Source organism: Dactylosporangium darangshiense (genome assembly GCF_039537565.1).
GTDB classification, from domain to species: domain Bacteria; phylum Actinomycetota; class Actinomycetes; order Mycobacteriales; family Micromonosporaceae; genus Dactylosporangium; species Dactylosporangium darangshiense.
On record NZ_BAABAT010000033.1, the window covers coordinates 104094 to 118909 of the forward strand.

The following is a 14816-nucleotide window of genomic DNA, read 5'->3' on the forward strand; positions in this document are numbered from 1 at the left end:
AGATTGCCGAGGCGGTATGGATCGGCTATTCGGCGGGCGTTGTGGAACCGCCCGGGCCGACGACGGACGAAATGCGCGTCAGGAATCCGCGGCGAGGTCCAAAATGCGCTCCAGAATCTGGCGCGGCGGCAGCGGGGGCTCCTCGGCCAGGCCCTGGTGATAGAAGACCGTTGCCGGCGTCAAACCGGGCAGGGAATTCGCCTCGATGATGATGACCTCGCCCGTTTTGCGGTGCATGAAGGCATCAATTCGCCCGTATCCGGCCATGCCCAGCGCATTCGCCGTGCGGGCGATGCGGGTACGGACGGCCTCGACGGCGCCGGGCTCGACGCGGCCGAGCGGCGGGCCGGGCGGCGGCGTGATGTTGATGCCGGTGCCGCCCATGAACTTCTCCTCGAGGCTGAGGATGCCGGCGCTGGCCACCGTGATGCTCGGGTTCATCGCGGCCATCGCGCCCTTCGAGCCGAGGACGCCGACGGTGACCTCGATCCAGCCCGTGTCGCGCTCGCGGCCCCAGACCAGCTCGGCGGCGCCGGGGCCGTCCTCGACGCGCAGGTCGTCGGTGTCGATGTAGTCCTCGAAGAGCAGGTGGCGCGGGCGGGTCGTCGGCATCTCGATGAGCTGCTCGGGTGCGAGCAGCGAGAAGCCGGCGTCCTTGATGCGGCGCGCGTCGGCGTTGATGAGGTCGAGATACAGGCGCAGGTCGGACGCGTTGCCCAGCGGGACGATGCCGGCCGAGCAGCCGTCGTCGAGGGGCTTGACGACCACGCGGGTGCCGGTGCACTCGGCCATGATGTCCTGCCACAGCGCGCCGGCCGCGCCCTCGTCGACGGTCTCGGGGACGTCGACGCGGATCCGGCGCGCGGTGTGGATGCCCTCGCCGGCGAGGGTGGCGACGATCCGGCCGGTCTCGTACTTGTCCGCGCACAGCCGCGACGCCTCGGGCCCGGAGCCGTTGTAGCGGATGCCGTGCCGGTCGAAGAGCTCCTGCAGGGTGCCGTTCTCGCCGATGCCGCCGTGCAGGGCGATGAAGACCAGGTCGTGGCGGGCGAGGAACTCGTCCATGCTCAGCTGCACCGGCGGGACGACGCTCGCGGTGCGCGCCTCCGCGGGCAGGGCGAGGCGCTCGATGATGCGCTCGGCGAGCCGGGCGCGGCGCTCCTCGAGGCGCTGGCCGTCGCGGCAGGCGTAGACGATCTCCTCGACCGAGTGGCGCAGCGCGGTGGAGTACGACACCTGCCAGACCGTGCCGTCGGGCGAGAGCAGGTAGGGCATCGGCGCGTAGCGCTCCGAGCGGGCCAGCTTCAGCCACACGTTGGTGCCGCTGAGCACCGAGACCTGCCGCTCGGCGGTGGCGCCGCCGAAGAGGACGGCGACGGGCCGTCCCGTCTGAGCGCTGCTGCCGCTGAACACGGCGGGAAGTTCGAGGCCGGACCGGCGGGCGGCGGCGCGCAGCACCTCGCGCAGCACGTCGGCGTGTGCCATGCCCAGCTGTGCGGCCTGGATGAACAGGAAGCTGTTCTGCTCCATGCCGCTGATCGGGTTGACGTCGGAGACCAGCACCGTGCCGTCGGGCTGCAGCCAGCCGTCGATGCGGGCGAAGTCGCGCAGGCCCAGGGCCTTGAACACGGCCTCGGAGGCGCGCTGGATGCCGGCGATCGTCTCGTCGTCCCGCGGCGGCGGGCAGTGGTAGTGCGAGTCGTTGCTGGCCAGGTACTTGCGGCGGTAGTCGAAGATCTCGTCGTCGCCGGCGCGGTTGTGCAGCTCGATCTCGACCGGGATCAGCGCCACCGGCCCGTCCGGTCCCTCGAGCACGATCGTGGTGACCTCGACGCCGGTCATGCGGGGCTGCACGACGATCCGGTCGTGGCGCTTGCGCAGCGCGCGCAGGATGTCGGCGGCGGCGCCGCGGTCGCGGGCGACGAACACGTCGATGCTGGAGCCGCCCTTGGCCGGCTTGAGCACGAGCTTGTCGGCCTCGGGGAACGCGCCGGCGATGAGCTCCTCGGCCTCGACGTCGGACATCGAGGCGTCGACGAGCAGCGAGGGCACCGCGCCGATGCCGTGCGCGTCGAGCGCCTCCTTGGCGCGGTACTTGTCGAAGGCCGTCGCGCACGCCTCGGCGCCGGTGCCGACGTAGGGCACGCCGGCCCGCTCGAGCAGCGCCTGGACCTGCCCGTCCTCGCCGAAGGCGCCGTGCATGACCGGGAACACCAGGTCGACGCCGCGCAGCCGGTCCAGCAGCTCCGCCTCGGTGAGCGGGCGGCCCTCGTGCGCGAGCTTGAAGTCGAAGTCGGACGGGGTGTTGCAGTAGAGCAGCCCGCGCGGGATCGCGTAGGGCCGCACCTGCCGATCGAAGAAGATGATCTCCTTGAGGTCGACGACGCCGCCCTCGAGGTGGTCCGCTACCGAGCGTGCGGAGTTGAGCGAGATGCCGCGCTCCTCGGACGGGCCGCCCAGCAGCAGCGCAACGTCGACCATCGGTTCCTCTTCAGTCGGACCATCGCGAACCCGGCCACCTTACACCGCCGCCCGGTCACGCACTGTCGGTAAAGCGAACCCCCCGGTTGCCGGCATTTGCCGCGCGTCGATACCTTCTGCACATGCGCGCGCGCCCCGCCGGTACCCTCGTCCGCGGCAGGCCGTAGTGCAGAGGTCGTCACGCCACCTTGCGAAGATGGAGGACGCCGGTTCGATTCCGGCCGGCCTGCCCTTTCCACCGTCCCTCTGGCCGCAATGGCCGCGCGTCCGCGCCGAGATGCCCTCCCCCGAGCTCGTCGAACGGGCGGCCGGCCTGCGCGCGGCCGGGGACTGGCGCGCCGCCGCGGCCCTGCTGCCCGCGACGGTCGACATCGACCTGGCCGCGGTGCGCGAGCGTTTCGGCGCCGAGGCGGCCGCGGCGCTCGAGGACGACCTGCGCCACCTCTGTCTGGACCTGCTGTGGTGGCACCTGCCGCGCCACCAGGGCGGCCGCACGACGCTGCAGGCCCGGGTGAGCGCCGTTCTCGCACCGCGGTCGGGCGCCGGCACCGCACCGCTCCTGTGCGTCCGCCTTCCTCGCTCGCCGACCGGCGCGCAGCGGGTGCGCCTGGGCGTCGTCGGCCTGTCCGACCTCGAGTACGAGCGCTGGTACCTCGCCCCGCGGTACACCTGGGACGTCCGCGCGACCGATCGGCTGCACGCGATGTGGATGCAGCCTCGGGTGTACTCCCTGTTGTCCGCCGGTGACTTCGAGTCCGCCTGGCGGGAGTGCGGCATCGCGCTGAACCCCGACGCCCTGGGCAACCTGCAGGGTAAGGGCGCCCCGACCAACCCGGTTGGCGTCGCCGACCTCGCCCGGGAGGCCGCGGCGGCGTTCGGCGTGACCGAGGTGTCCACGATCCTCGGCGCCAACCTGAAGCTGACCGTGCCGGCCGACGGACCCGTGACCGCGGAACCGTTCGATCCGGGCGAGTGGCTGGAGGTGCCGGTCCGCATCCCCACTTCCTCGGTACCGCCCGAGCTCGCCCTGCTCACGGCCGGCCTTCTGACGCCGTCGGAGCTGCACCCGCTGATCCGCGCCGCACTGTTCCCGGAGGCCGCACCAACACGCGGGGCGCCTCCGCCCGAGCCACCCCGAAATATCGGATATTTCCGGGCCAAGTGCCACGGCGAGTGGCATCGGATGTCCATCCAGAGCGGCGCGCTGCAACTGCACGACCACGACGAGGTCGAGCACACCCGCGAGGCCGCCCTGCGCGCCCTCGGCGGCGCCAGCAGCGGCTGCTTCGCGATCGAGGAGTTCTGGCACCGCGGGCGCGGGCGCCTGCCCCGAGCCCTGCACGAGCACCGCCGCGCGGTGATCCACCGCCTGCAGCACGGCGACACCGAGTACCTCCTGGCGGGCCTCGCCGACGGCACCATCGACCCGCTGATGCGCGCCGGCAACGGCTGGTCGCTGCTGCACATGGCGATGTGGCTCGACTACGAGCGCGTGCTGCCGGCGCTGCTGGCCGCCGGCGTGCCCGTCGACGCGCGGGACAACGTCGATCGGACCCCGCTGTACGTGGGCGTCATGAACGGCGCGGACCCCGAGCTGCTGCGCCTGCTGTGCGAGGCCGGCGCCGACCCGCGTGCCGAGACCGTGCACGGCGTGAGCGCGGCCGCGGTGGCGCGCAACTATGCCGACGACCGGGACCTGAGGTTCATGAACGGGCGATAGAGTGTCGGCCATGTCGGACATGTACGAGCTGCTGGTGACGCTCGCGCTGAGCCCGGCGATCCCCGACGACGAGCTGGCCGAGCTGCGCTGGCACCTCGGCCAGGGCCCGAAGCCCGACGCACTGCCGCTCACCGGCGGCGCGCCGGGGCCCGCGTTCCCGCTCGGCGACCCCGAGGACCCCGACGGCGAGTGGGACACCGACCCGGAGCCGCTGTTCGCGCACCGCGGCGCCGGCCGGAAGCTGCCCGGCGCGCTGGTCGCCGAGCTCGTCGAGCGCGACGGCCGGCCGGGCTGGGCGCTGACCCTGCGCCAGGAGATCCACCCCGACGAGTTCCCGGCGATCCGCGCGCTGCTCGGGCGGGTCGCCCGCCACGGCGAGTCCATCGGCTTCGCCGGCTTCGTGCGCTTCTACGAGGACCACGCCGTGCAGCCCCTGCTGGTCGAGCCCGGCCGCATCGAGCTGCCCGCAGCGTTGCTGGACTGAGCCGCGGCCCGCGGGAGTGTGGGGCTCCCGCGGGCCGCGACCGGTCACTTGTAGGTTCGGGTCACTTGTAGGTGATGTCGGACGACTTGAAGTTGCAGTGGCCGTCGCCCATCCCGTCACCGAGATACTTCGGCTCGCTGCCCTTCGCCACGCCCGTGTACTCCGCGCAGATGTGGATGCCGGAGGAGTTCTGCACGACCACCCGGGTCAACGTGGCGGTGTCGCCCCAGTTGGTGTTGATGCCGACCACGTACTTGGTGCTGTCGAGCAGCACGTTGTCCACGGTCACGTGGCGCTCGTAGTGGTTGGTGCAGTTGCCGCAGCCGCGGTACAGCTTGCCGATGCTCTTGGCGTAGAAGTTGCTGATGTGCACCGTGCCGCTGCCGTTGTGCTGGAACACCTTGTCGGAGGCGGACTTGGCGCCGCCGCCGATGACGTACGAGTCGCCGTTGGTGCCCAGGAACGTGGCCGCGTCCTCGCCCACGTCCTCCCACCAGACGTTCTGGATGGTGCAGCGGCCGAGGCAGTGCACGCCGTCGCCGGCGGGCGAGCCGATGATGACGTTCTTGAGCGTGGCGCCGTCGGCGAGCTCGAACATCGGGTCCTGGCTCTCGCTCTGCCCGCCGTCGCCGATGCAGCAGTAGCGCTTCATGCCGCCGTCGAGCGTCCCGCTCACCTTGATCGTCGCGCTGACCGAGGCCGAGCCGCTGGCGGAGGGCCAGGCGCCGGTCGGGGTGCTGCCGCCGCCGGACGTCGGGGTGCTGCCCCCGCCGCCGGATCCGAGCTTGACCAGCTGCCACTGCTGGTTGGCCCCGTCGAGGTCGGTGTAGCCGGCGATCTTCGCGCCGTCGGCGGTCGACCACTCCCAGACGTCGAGGACCTTGTTGCTGTGCCGGTTGACGAAGCGCACGTACCCGCCGGACGAGTCCTGCAGCCGGAAGTGCTGGGTGGTGGCGCCGCTGTCGGCGTTCTGGACCAGCTGCACCCCGTCGGTGGCGTTGGGCAGCTCCAGGACCTTGCCGCTCATCACGGACTTGATCTTGTAGTACCCGCCGCCGGCGTCGACGAACTTCCACTGCTGGACCGCCAGGTCGTTGCGCGTCCACTGGTTGATCGGCGCGCCGTCGCTGGTCGCCCAGTTGTAGACGTCGATGACCTTGCCGCTGTTGTGGTTGACGATGACGTAGGTGGCGTTCGTGTCCACGGTGGCCGCCGACGCCGCCGTGGTGACGACCAGCGTCATCCCGCCGACGGCGGCGATGCCGGACGCGGCGGCGAGCGCCAGTCGCACCCCGCGCCGCGCAGTTCTGGTTTGCATGTACCACTCCTAGGAAAGCGCTTTCCTGCGGAACCTAGGGAGGTTTCGAAACTGCGTCAACCGCGCCACGGATTGTTACGGTCACATCGACGGATATCTCTGAAACTTTCAGCCGGACAAGCGGATCGGGGTGGATGTTCGGCTCGCCGGTACGGTCCGAGCGGGGCATCCCACCTGCCCGGTCGCTGGCCGTATGGTCGCGATGTGAGTGGGGGCTATCGGCTAGGAATAGATTTCGGCACGTCGAACACGGTCGCGGCGCTGGCCGGGCCCGACGGGCCGGTCCGGCCGCTGCTCTTCGACGGCTCCCCGCTGCTGCCCTCCGCGGTCTTCGCCGGCCCCGACACCGGCCTGCTGGTCGGCGCCGACGCGGTCCGCTCCGCCATCGGCACGCCCGCCGGTTTCGAGGCCAACCCGAAGCGGCGCATCGACGACCGGGCGGTGTGGCTCGGCGAGCGCGAGTTCCCGATCGAGCACCTGGTCGCCGCCGTCCTGCACCGCGTGCACACCGAGGCAGGCCGGGTCGCCGGCCAGCGGGTCACCGACGTCGTGCTCACCCACCCGGCCGCGTGGGGCCGCCCCCGGCTCGAGGTGCTGTCCGCGGCCGCGCAGGCCGCCGGCATCGCCCCGGTGCGCTTCGTGCCCGAGCCCGTCGCCGCGGCCCGCTACTTCGCCACCGTGCTCGGCCAGCGCATCCCAGCGGGGCGGGCGATCGTGGTGTACGACCTGGGCGCCGGCACCTTCGACCTGAGCATCCTGCTGCCGACGCCCGGCGGGTTCGACGTCGTCGCCTCGGCGGGCCTGCCCGACGTGGGCGGGCTCGACCTCGACGCCGCCGTCGTCGACCACGCGCGCACCGCGACGGCGACCGCGGTCGAGGCCTGGCGCCGCCTCGACTGGCCGCAGACCCCGGCCGACCAGCAGGCCCGGCAGACCCTGTGGCAGTCGGCGCGGGCGGTGAAGGAGCAGCTGTCGCGGTACGCGAGCGGCGATCTCCACCTCCCCCTCGTGGACCGGCAGGTGCGCCTGACGCGGGAGGAGTTCGAGAAGGCGGCCCGGGTGCAGCTCGAGCGCACGGCGGCCACGACCCTGGCGACGCTGCAGGAGGCGGGCATCCCGCCGGAGCGCGTCGGCGGGGTGTTCCTGGTCGGCGGCTCGTCGCGGATCCCCCTGGCCGCGACGCTGCTGCACCGGACCCTGCGCATCGCGCCGACCGTGATCGACCAGCCGGAGCTGGTGGTGGCCGAGGGCGCACTCTGCGACCGTCCCGTCTCCACCGCCCTCGCCGCAGCCCCGGCGACCCCGACGCCCGGCCCGGTGACCCCGTTCGGCGCGACCGCCGCGGTCAGCACCCCGCCCGCGCCCGTCAACGCCGCGCCCACCCAGGTCAGCGCACCGCCTATGGCCCCGGTATCGCCGGCCTGGCTGGCTGCCACCCCCGCCCCGGTCGCAGCCGCGCCCGTGAGCGCACCGTCCCCGGTGCCGGCGCCGGTCTCGGCCCCGCCGACCTCAGCGCCTCCCGCCTTCGTCACCACGACCCCACCGGTGCCGATGCCGCCGACCTGGCACGGCGCCCCGCCGCCCGCGCCGGTCCCGGCCCAGTTCGCGCCCGCGCGGCGCTCGCCGACGAGCACGATCGTCCTGGTCGCCATCGTCGCCGCCCTGGTCGCCGCGGGCGCCGTCCTGGCCGTCACCCGCCCCTGGCAGCCGGCCGCGAACACCTCGAGCAACGCGGGCGGCGGGAGCGGCGCGAACACGGCGCCCACCACCGTCGGCGGGGCCCAGCCAACCACGCCGGCCGCCGCCGTGACCACCCCGGTCGCGGCCGCGCCGCCGGTCGCCGAGCTGGCCTACCCGTCGAGCTGGGCCGGCACGTGGACCGGGTCATATGTGCAGGACAACAACAAGGTGTACCAAATGCGGATCGACATCACCGCGGGCTCCAAGGTCGGCCAGGTGCGCTACGTCGAACCCGGCTGCCAGGGCACCCTCACGGTGCTGTCGATCAACGGCGACGTGATCCGCGCGCAGGAGGCCATCACCCTGGGCCGGTGCACCCCGACCGGCATCTTCACCATGCACCTGGGCCCGGACGGCGGCCTGGAACTGGCCTACCGCCCGGACGCCGCCACCTACAGCGCGACCGCGACGCTGCACCGCTGAGCCCCGGGGGGATCAGCCCATCGTCTTCTGGCCGTCGATCGCCTCGCGGATGATGTCGGCGTGGCCGGCGTGCTGCGCGGTCTCGGCCACGATGTGCTGCAGCGTCCGCCGGTGGCTGCGGCGCGCGCCGGGTGCGAACCACGGCGCCGGCGGCAGCGGGTGCTCGGCGTCGAGGTCGGGCACGGTGCGCACGAGCTCGTCGGTCTCCTTGGCCACCCGCTCGTGCTCCTCGAGCAGCCCGGCCAGGGTCTCGCCGGGCAGCATGCGGAAGCCGTTGGCGTAGGTCTCGTAGGCGGCCGGGTCGTCGGCGACGGCGACTGCCGCGGGGCCCTCGACGATGAACCGGGCCCACTGCCGCTCGACCTCGGTGACGTGCTTGATCAGCCCGCCGATGCAGAGCTCGCTCACCGTGCTGCGGTGCGCGGCCTGCGCGTCGGTGAGGCCCTGGGCGGTGTGGCGCAGAAAGAACCGGGCGGCGCCGAGCGACTCGAGCAGGTCGGCGCGCTCGCGGGTGATCGTGGTCATTGGGGAAGCCCTCCTGGTGTCGTTGACAGAATTGACGGTACGGAGGGATGCGGTCAGGTAGTGGCCTTATTTGACGCCGATCGGACGATCCAGAGGGCGGATCCGTACATGGCCAGCCCGACGGCGATGAACCCGGCGGCGACCGGATAGCGCCAGCCCGCCGGCATGTACGTGGCCAGGAACCAGGAGTGGCGCAGCATGCCGTTCGCGACGAACACCGCCGCCAGGATGCCCTGCGGGATCAGCGGGACGGCGCCGAAGCCGAAGCACCACCCGGCGATGTTGCGCCTGGTGCGGCTGAGGTCCTGGAAGGAGCGCTTGGCCGGCGACGTGGGCTTGCGGCCGGTGCGCATCGTGTCCAGCAGCTCCGGGGCGTGCGTGGCCAGCCGGCGCTCGGCGAGCAGGCCGAAGCCCCACCAGCACAGGACGCCGGTGACGACGCCGACCGCCACTCCGGCCCAGCCGAAGAACACCGCGACCAGGCCCGCGGGGGCTCCGGTGAGGATGACGAGGACGAACATCAGGTACGCGAGCCCGGTCAGGCCGCCGTCGTCCTCGCTGGTGCGCAGCGGGTTGCCGGCGCGGCGGTGCGGGTCGGTGGCGGGGACGAGCGCAAGGACCGACACCAGCGGTACCAGACCGGCAGCACCGCCCAGCAGAGCCACCAGCAGCGCGAGGACCAGCGGCCACGGCCCGCCCGTGATGGCGGTGAACCCGACCGTGAGCGCGACCGCGACGAGGCCCTGCGTGGACAGCCAGGCCAGCTGCCGGCCGCGCACGTCGCTCGCGCCGGCCATCATGGTGAGCCACAGCGCGGTGCCGTCCGAGCCGTACAGGTTGCTGGACATGCCGGCGGCCATGACCACGAAGATCGGCCCGGCGTAGGGCAGCATGCCGTTCCAGCCGATGAGCAGCGGGCTGGCGGCGAAACAGACGCCGTACGACAGCGCGAAGGCCAGGTAGTGATTGCGGACCAGATCGCGCGACCAGGTGCGCAGCTCCTTGGCGACGACGGCGCCCGCTGCGGTGCCGGCGGTGATCGGCCGCCGCCCGCCGCCGGACACCCGGGTCGCGCCGGCCCGGCGGCCCAGCAGCGCTGCCCACGCGGCCAGGAGCAGCAGGTCCAGCGCGGCCAGCGCCGCGAGCGCCCACCACTGGCCGCGCACCGCGAGCAGGCCCCACCCCGACGGCAGGTACCACACGGCGGCGGGCGTGCCGGTCTGCCCGAAGGCGACCATGAACACCCAGATCTGCCCGAGCCCGGCGACGATGGCGCCGTTGAGCAGCCCGGCCGCGATCGCGCCGGCCCGGGTGCGCAGGGCGAGCCCGACCAGCGCGACGACGACCTTGCTCAGCAGCACGAACGCGGCCAGCTGCAGCCCGATGGCGGGCACCGCGACGAGCGCGTTGACGGCGCCGAGCCGCGCGCCGGCGACCGCGAGCCCGATCAGGGCGCCGAGGCTGACCAGGGGTGCGACGCCGACGAACGCGCCGGTGAGCAGCCCGGCGGCCAGGCGCCGAGGCGGCAGGCCGAGGGGCGCGAAGTACTCCGGGCGCAGCGTCTCGTCGCCGCCGCCGGTGAAGACCGGGCCGAGCACCCAGCCGAGCAGCCAGACCGCGTAGCCGGCGGCGAGCAGGTCCGGCCCCAGGAAGGCCAGGTACACGGTGCCGGCGGCCAGCACGGCGCCGATCGCCGCGCCGGTGCCGGTGGTCTGCGCGCGCTGCCCGCGGTACGCGTGGCGCAGCATCGCGACCTTCATCCGAACCATGGTCATCGCGACAGCCACGACAGCTCCTTGAGGTTGTTGGTCCGCTCCCCGCCGACCAGTCCGACGAACGTCTCCTCCAGCGACCGCACCCCGCGCACCTCGTCCAGCGGGCCGGCGGCCACGACCTTGCCCCGGTCGACCACGGCCACGTGGTCGCACAGCTGCTCCACCAGCGCCATCACGTGGCTGGACAGCACGATCGACCCGCCGGCGGCGACGAAGCCGCGCAGCATCGTCTTGATCGCCGCGGCCGAGACCGGGTCGACGGCCTCGAACGGCTCGTCGAGCACGAGCAGCCGCGGCCCGTGCAGCAGCGCGGTGGCCAGCCCGATCTTCTTGCGCATGCCGGTGGAGTACTCGATGACGAGCGTCCTTCCGGCGTCGTCGAGCTCGAGCACGGCGAGCAGCTCCTCGGCCCGTGCGGCCACGACGTCGCGCGGCAGCCCGCGCAGCAGGCCGAGGTAGGTGAGCACCTCACGCCCGGTCAGCCGCTCCGGCATCGCGAGCCCGTCGGGCAGCACCCCGACGAGCGCCTTGGCCTTCGCGGGCTCGGCCCACACGTCGGCGCCGAAGATGCGGGCGCTGCCGGCGTCGGGGCGCAGCAGCCCGACCGCCATGGCGAGCGTGGTGGTCTTGCCGGCGCCGTTCTGCCCGACGAGCCCGTAGAACGAGCCGCGAGGCACGGCGAGCCCGATGCCGTCGACGGCGACCTTGTCGCCGAAGCGCTTGGTCAGCCCCTGGATCTCCAACGCGTGTTCCATGCCCAAGACGCTACGAATCGAGGGCCGTCGCCGGATCGGGGCTGAATACCGGGCCGGGGTGGGGCTAGCTACACCATGCACCGTCCTTGCGGTGTGTAATCTGCCCGACACTCATAGATAGATCGTTATGTTTCTATTCCTGCCATGATGAGACGACTGGCCATCCTGGCCTCGCTCCTGCCGGCCGCCGCCGCGGCCGCCGTCCTGACCACGGCCGCGCCCGCCAGCGCGGCCCTGCCGGACAAGGTCGCGTTCGTGCAGTGGAACGGCTCCGCCACCGTTGCCACCGGCACGCTGCCCGCGACCACCACCGTCGTCACCGGCCCCGTCGGCCGGTATCGCGTCCTGTTCCCCGGCGCCGCCGCCGCGCGGGGCGTGGTCCACGTGACCGCCATCAACGACGCACCGTACTGGTGCCAGGCCAACACCTGGGGCCCGGCGGGCCTCGACGAGGTCGTGTACATCGACTGCTACAAGGCCGGCGGCACCCCCGCCTTCACCGCCTTCACGGCAATCTTCGAGAGCAGCAGCCCGCCCACGATCGCGATCAACGGCCGCTTCGGCTACGTCGACGCCCAGCCCACCGGCGCCCTGGTCAGCCAGTTCAACTCCGCCGGCGCGGTGAACTCGGTGACCCCGCTGGCCGTCGGCCAGTGGCTGGTGAAGATGCCGAACCTCAGCACGCCCGGCCCGGTCGACGGCAGCCTGCAGGCCACCGCCGTCAACGTCGCACCGGCGCGCTGCAAGGTCGCGAAGTGGAGCTCGTCCCCGGCCGGCCAGCAGATCCTGGTCTCCTGCTTCGGCCCGACGGGCGCGCCGCTCAACACCCGGTTCACGCTGACGTACCAGTACCAGCAGTCGCTGTACGGTGCGGGCTGGCCCCCGAAGTACTTCGGCTACCTGTGGAACGCCCCGCCGCTCGGCCCCGCGTCGACGAACTTCAACTCCGTCCTCGGCCCGGCGGTCAACACCCTGACCCCGGCCGGCACCGGCCTGTCGCTGGTCCGCTTCCCGCAGCTGGCCGTCACCCCCGCCACCGTCCAGGTCACCGCGACCGGCCCGGCGCCGGACTTCTGCAACCTGCTGACGTCCTGGTTCTACATCGGCACGGACATCGTGGTCCGCGACGTCGCCTGCTACACCAACGCCGGTACCCGCATCGACTCCGGCTTCCTGATCAGCGCAAACTCCGCCTTCTGAGGTTTCAGCCGGGCCGGGGTGTCGCGGCGGACCCCCGGCCCCGACCGCGAACCCAGGTCAGGAGGTTAGAAGGGCCGAAGCCGGGCATTCGCCGAGTGAACGGTGGACCGAGCGGAAGGGGGCGCCTGCGGTGATTCTGGTGTTGCCCGGGCCGCAGGGAGATGGTGAGCCCTGGCGAATGATCCAGCGGACCGAAGGACGGTCCGACGTACTCGCGCACGTGCCGCGGCCGGGGCGGTGGCAGCCGGCCGTCGAGCGGATTCGGGACATGAACGGGGAACTGGACGTCGTGCAGGTGGCGGACGGGCACTTCCGGTGGCTGTTCGAGGACGAGTGCGGCGCGCTCATCGCCGCGTCGCCCGCGATACACCGGGATGCGTGGAGCTGCCGGCATGCCTTCACCGACACCCGGCGGGCCGCCCGTTCGTTGCTGGGCGACCCCGTGTGGCAGTAGCCGCGGTCAGCACCGCCAGCAGCGCGGTGCCGGCCGTGACGGCGCCGACGATCGGCCACGGGAACGTGATCGGCAGCGGGCCGGCGAGGCGCAGCAGCGCGAGCCACAACCCGATGACCGTTGCCGCCAGGCAGAGCACGGCGAGTACCACACCCACGGCAAACGCGACGAGGACCTCCAGGGTCGTCGCGCGCAGCACCTGCGGCGCGGTGGCGCCCAGCAGGCGCAGGGTGCGGTGCTCGCCGGCGCGGTCGGGTGCCGCCATCAGCAGGGTGTTGACCAACGCCAGGGTCGTGTACCCGAGGACGATCGCCAGCACCACCAGCAACCCGGTGCGGCTCGCCGAGTTGCCGGGCTCCGCAGCCGGCGCGGTCGCGATCCTCGCGTCGTGGCCGGCCAGCAGCGCGGCCAGCGACGAAGGCGTGAACGTGGCCGGCATGAGCAGCGACGCGGCCAGGCCGACCGTGACCAGCACCGGCGCGGCGATCGCGGCGGTACGCCGGGCCGAGGCCGTCGCCGACGTCGACGCGACCAGCGCCGCCGCGCCTCGCAGCCGCGACAGCGGCGCGGTGAGCAACCGCGCGACCGGGCGGACCAGCGCGGGCGCGAGCAGCCCGGCGCCGGCCACGAGGAGCATCACGACCGGCATGTACGTCTTGCGGTTCGTCGCCGAGCCCGGATCCCCGATCGCCGTGGCGGCCATCATCGCCAGGGCACCGAGCAGCACCACGATCCCGAGCAGGCGGCGGGTGAGCGGCATCGCGCGGTCCTCGACGGCGGCGTCGTGCAACGCCTCGCCCGGGCGCATGCGGCCGGCCCGCCACGCGGCCGCGACCGCGCCGAGCAGCGCGACGGCGGTGCCGGTGCCGAACGCGGTCCACCCCGGCCAGGAGTGGTCGCTCGGTGCGGTGATCCAGCTCGGCGCCGCCCAGGGCAGCAGCCGCCGGCCGAGCGCGGGCCCGGCCAGCGCCCCGGCGGCGGAGGCGACGACGGCGACGAGGAGCGCCTCGCTGTACACCATCCGCCGGATCTGACCCGGGGTCGCGCCCGTCGCCCGGAGCAGGTCGAGGCTGCGGTTCGATCCGGCGACCGCACCCGAGCCGAGCATGCATGCGCTCGCTTCGCGGCCTGGGCCGACGCTGCACGCCGCCCATGGTCGGACGCGGTGCTCGCGCGGTGTCGTGCCCTGCTCGAGGCCGACTGGCGCACGCATTTCGAGACCGCATTGACCCACCATGCCGTCGACGGACGGCCATGGGAGGCTGCGCGCACGCACCTGGCATTCGGTGAACGCCTGCGCCGGGAACGCCACAAGAATGAGGCCCGCACGCAATTGCGCGCCGCCGCCGAACTCTTCGATCGTCTAGGCGCGGCCCCGTGGTCCGCCCGCGCCCGCGCCGAGCTGCGCGCCGCCGGCGAGCAACCGTCGACAACGCCCCCGCCGGGCGACGCACTGTCGGTGCTCTCTCCGCAGGAGCTGCAGATCGTACGACTGGTCGCGGCCGGCTTGACGAACCGCGAGATCGGCGCGCAGCTCTTCATCAGCCCGAAGACGGTGAGCTACCACCTGTATCGCGCATTCCCGAAGCTGAACGTCGCCAGCCGGACGCAACTGGCCCGCCTGGACCTCAGCTGACCCGCTTCCCAGCATTGTGTTTCCGCGTTGCCGCGAAACCGGCCCGCTCCGCAGCGGAAATCGCATGATCGCGGAAACAAAACGTCGCCGGCGCCCTCACGGAGCACCACCGAACTCGACGAGTGCGTCCCCGGAAATGCGTCAGGGCCCCACCGAATGGTGGGGCCCTGAGCCAAAATTTGTCCGGCGGCGTCCTACTCTCCCACACTCTCTCGGGTGCAGTACCATCGGCGCTGGAGGGCTTAGCTTCCGGGTTCGGAATGGGACCGGGCGTTTCCCCTCCGCTATGGCCGCCGTAACACTAT

12 protein-coding genes, 1 tRNA gene and 1 rRNA gene are annotated in these 14816 nt (G+C 72.7%); 7 read left to right on the forward strand and 7 right to left on the reverse strand.

Going from position 1 to position 14816, the window contains the following annotated elements:
* Nucleotides 1-78: 78 nt before the first annotated feature.
* On the reverse strand, nt 79-2481 hold the full coding sequence (locus tag ABD901_RS40950) for a D-alanine--D-alanine ligase family protein (RefSeq protein ID WP_345135958.1): 2403 nt from the start codon (nt 2479-2481) through the stop codon (nt 79-81).
* A 157-nt stretch (nt 2482-2638) separates the two neighbouring features.
* Here ABD901_RS40950 and ABD901_RS40955 point away from each other — a divergent pair.
* The 3 genes from ABD901_RS40955 to ABD901_RS40965 all read left to right on the forward strand — a co-directional run bounded on the left by ABD901_RS40955 (nt 2639) and on the right by ABD901_RS40965 (nt 4685).
* Nucleotides 2639-2711, forward strand: a tRNA-Arg gene (locus ABD901_RS40955).
* Nucleotides 2678-4201: an ankyrin repeat domain-containing protein gene (locus tag ABD901_RS40960; RefSeq protein ID WP_345135960.1), complete on the forward strand. Its 1524-nt coding sequence runs from the start codon at nt 2678-2680 to the stop codon at nt 4199-4201. Before ABD901_RS40955 ends, ABD901_RS40960 begins: the two co-directional genes overlap by 34 nt.
* Nucleotides 4202-4211: 10 nt before the next feature.
* Nucleotides 4212-4685 carry a hypothetical protein gene (locus tag ABD901_RS40965; RefSeq protein WP_345135963.1) on the forward strand — a complete coding sequence of 158 codons (474 nt, stop codon included), beginning with the start codon at nt 4212-4214 and terminating at the stop codon, nt 4683-4685.
* A gap of 61 nt (nt 4686-4746) precedes the next feature.
* Here the strand turns inward: ABD901_RS40965 and ABD901_RS40970 are convergent, their stop codons facing one another.
* A complete protein-coding gene (locus ABD901_RS40970) occupies nt 4747-6003 on the reverse strand; it encodes a pectate lyase (protein WP_345135965.1) in 1257 nt (418 codons plus the stop codon).
* A gap of 204 nt (nt 6004-6207) precedes the next feature.
* Here ABD901_RS40970 and ABD901_RS40975 point away from each other — a divergent pair, with 204 nt between their 5' ends.
* Entirely contained in the window at nt 6208-8166 is a 1959-nt protein-coding gene (locus ABD901_RS40975; protein ID WP_345135967.1) for an Hsp70 family protein, read from the forward strand.
* Nucleotides 8167-8178: 12 nt separating this feature from the next.
* Here ABD901_RS40975 and ABD901_RS40980 read toward each other — a convergent pair whose 3' ends face one another.
* Genes ABD901_RS40980 through ABD901_RS40990 form a run of 3 tightly spaced genes read right to left on the reverse strand, consistent with a single transcriptional unit; the run spans nt 8179 to nt 11221 of the window.
* Nucleotides 8179-8691, reverse strand: a complete 513-nt coding sequence (locus tag ABD901_RS40980) for a DinB family protein (RefSeq protein ID WP_345135969.1) — start codon at nt 8689-8691, stop codon at nt 8179-8181.
* A 53-nt stretch (nt 8692-8744) separates the two neighbouring features.
* Nucleotides 8745-10478: a hypothetical protein gene (locus ABD901_RS40985; RefSeq protein WP_345135971.1), complete on the reverse strand. Its 1734-nt coding sequence runs from the start codon at nt 10476-10478 to the stop codon at nt 8745-8747.
* Nucleotides 10463-11221, reverse strand: a complete 759-nt coding sequence (locus ABD901_RS40990) for an ABC transporter ATP-binding protein (RefSeq protein ID WP_345135973.1) — start codon at nt 11219-11221, stop codon at nt 10463-10465. Before ABD901_RS40990 ends, ABD901_RS40985 begins: the two co-directional genes overlap by 16 nt.
* Nucleotides 11222-11365: 144 nt before the next feature.
* Between ABD901_RS40990 and ABD901_RS40995 the strand changes: the two genes are divergently transcribed.
* Together ABD901_RS40995 and ABD901_RS41000 are read left to right on the forward strand one after the other, a co-directional pair.
* Complete coding sequence (locus ABD901_RS40995; RefSeq protein ID WP_345135975.1) at nt 11366-12421, forward strand: hypothetical protein; 1056 nt, start codon at nt 11366-11368, stop codon at nt 12419-12421.
* 178 nt (nt 12422-12599) lie between these two features.
* Complete coding sequence (locus ABD901_RS41000; RefSeq protein ID WP_345135978.1) at nt 12600-12875, forward strand: hypothetical protein; 276 nt, start codon at nt 12600-12602, stop codon at nt 12873-12875.
* Here the strand turns inward: ABD901_RS41000 and ABD901_RS41005 are convergent.
* On the reverse strand, nt 12820-13983 hold the full coding sequence (locus tag ABD901_RS41005) for an FtsX-like permease family protein (protein ID WP_345135980.1): 1164 nt from the start codon (nt 13981-13983) through the stop codon (nt 12820-12822). The two genes, ABD901_RS41000 and ABD901_RS41005, sit on opposite strands and share 56 nt — an antisense overlap.
* 57 nt (nt 13984-14040) lie before the next feature.
* Here ABD901_RS41005 and ABD901_RS41010 point away from each other — a divergent pair, with 57 nt between their 5' ends.
* On the forward strand, nt 14041-14511 hold the full coding sequence (locus ABD901_RS41010) for a helix-turn-helix transcriptional regulator (RefSeq protein ID WP_345135982.1): 471 nt from the start codon (nt 14041-14043) through the stop codon (nt 14509-14511).
* Between the two features lie 181 nt (nt 14512-14692).
* On the opposite strand, the gene rrf is transcribed toward ABD901_RS41010, so the two are convergent.
* Nucleotides 14693-14809 (reverse strand): 5S ribosomal RNA (gene rrf / locus ABD901_RS41015).
* Nucleotides 14810-14816: the final 7 nt, after the last annotated feature.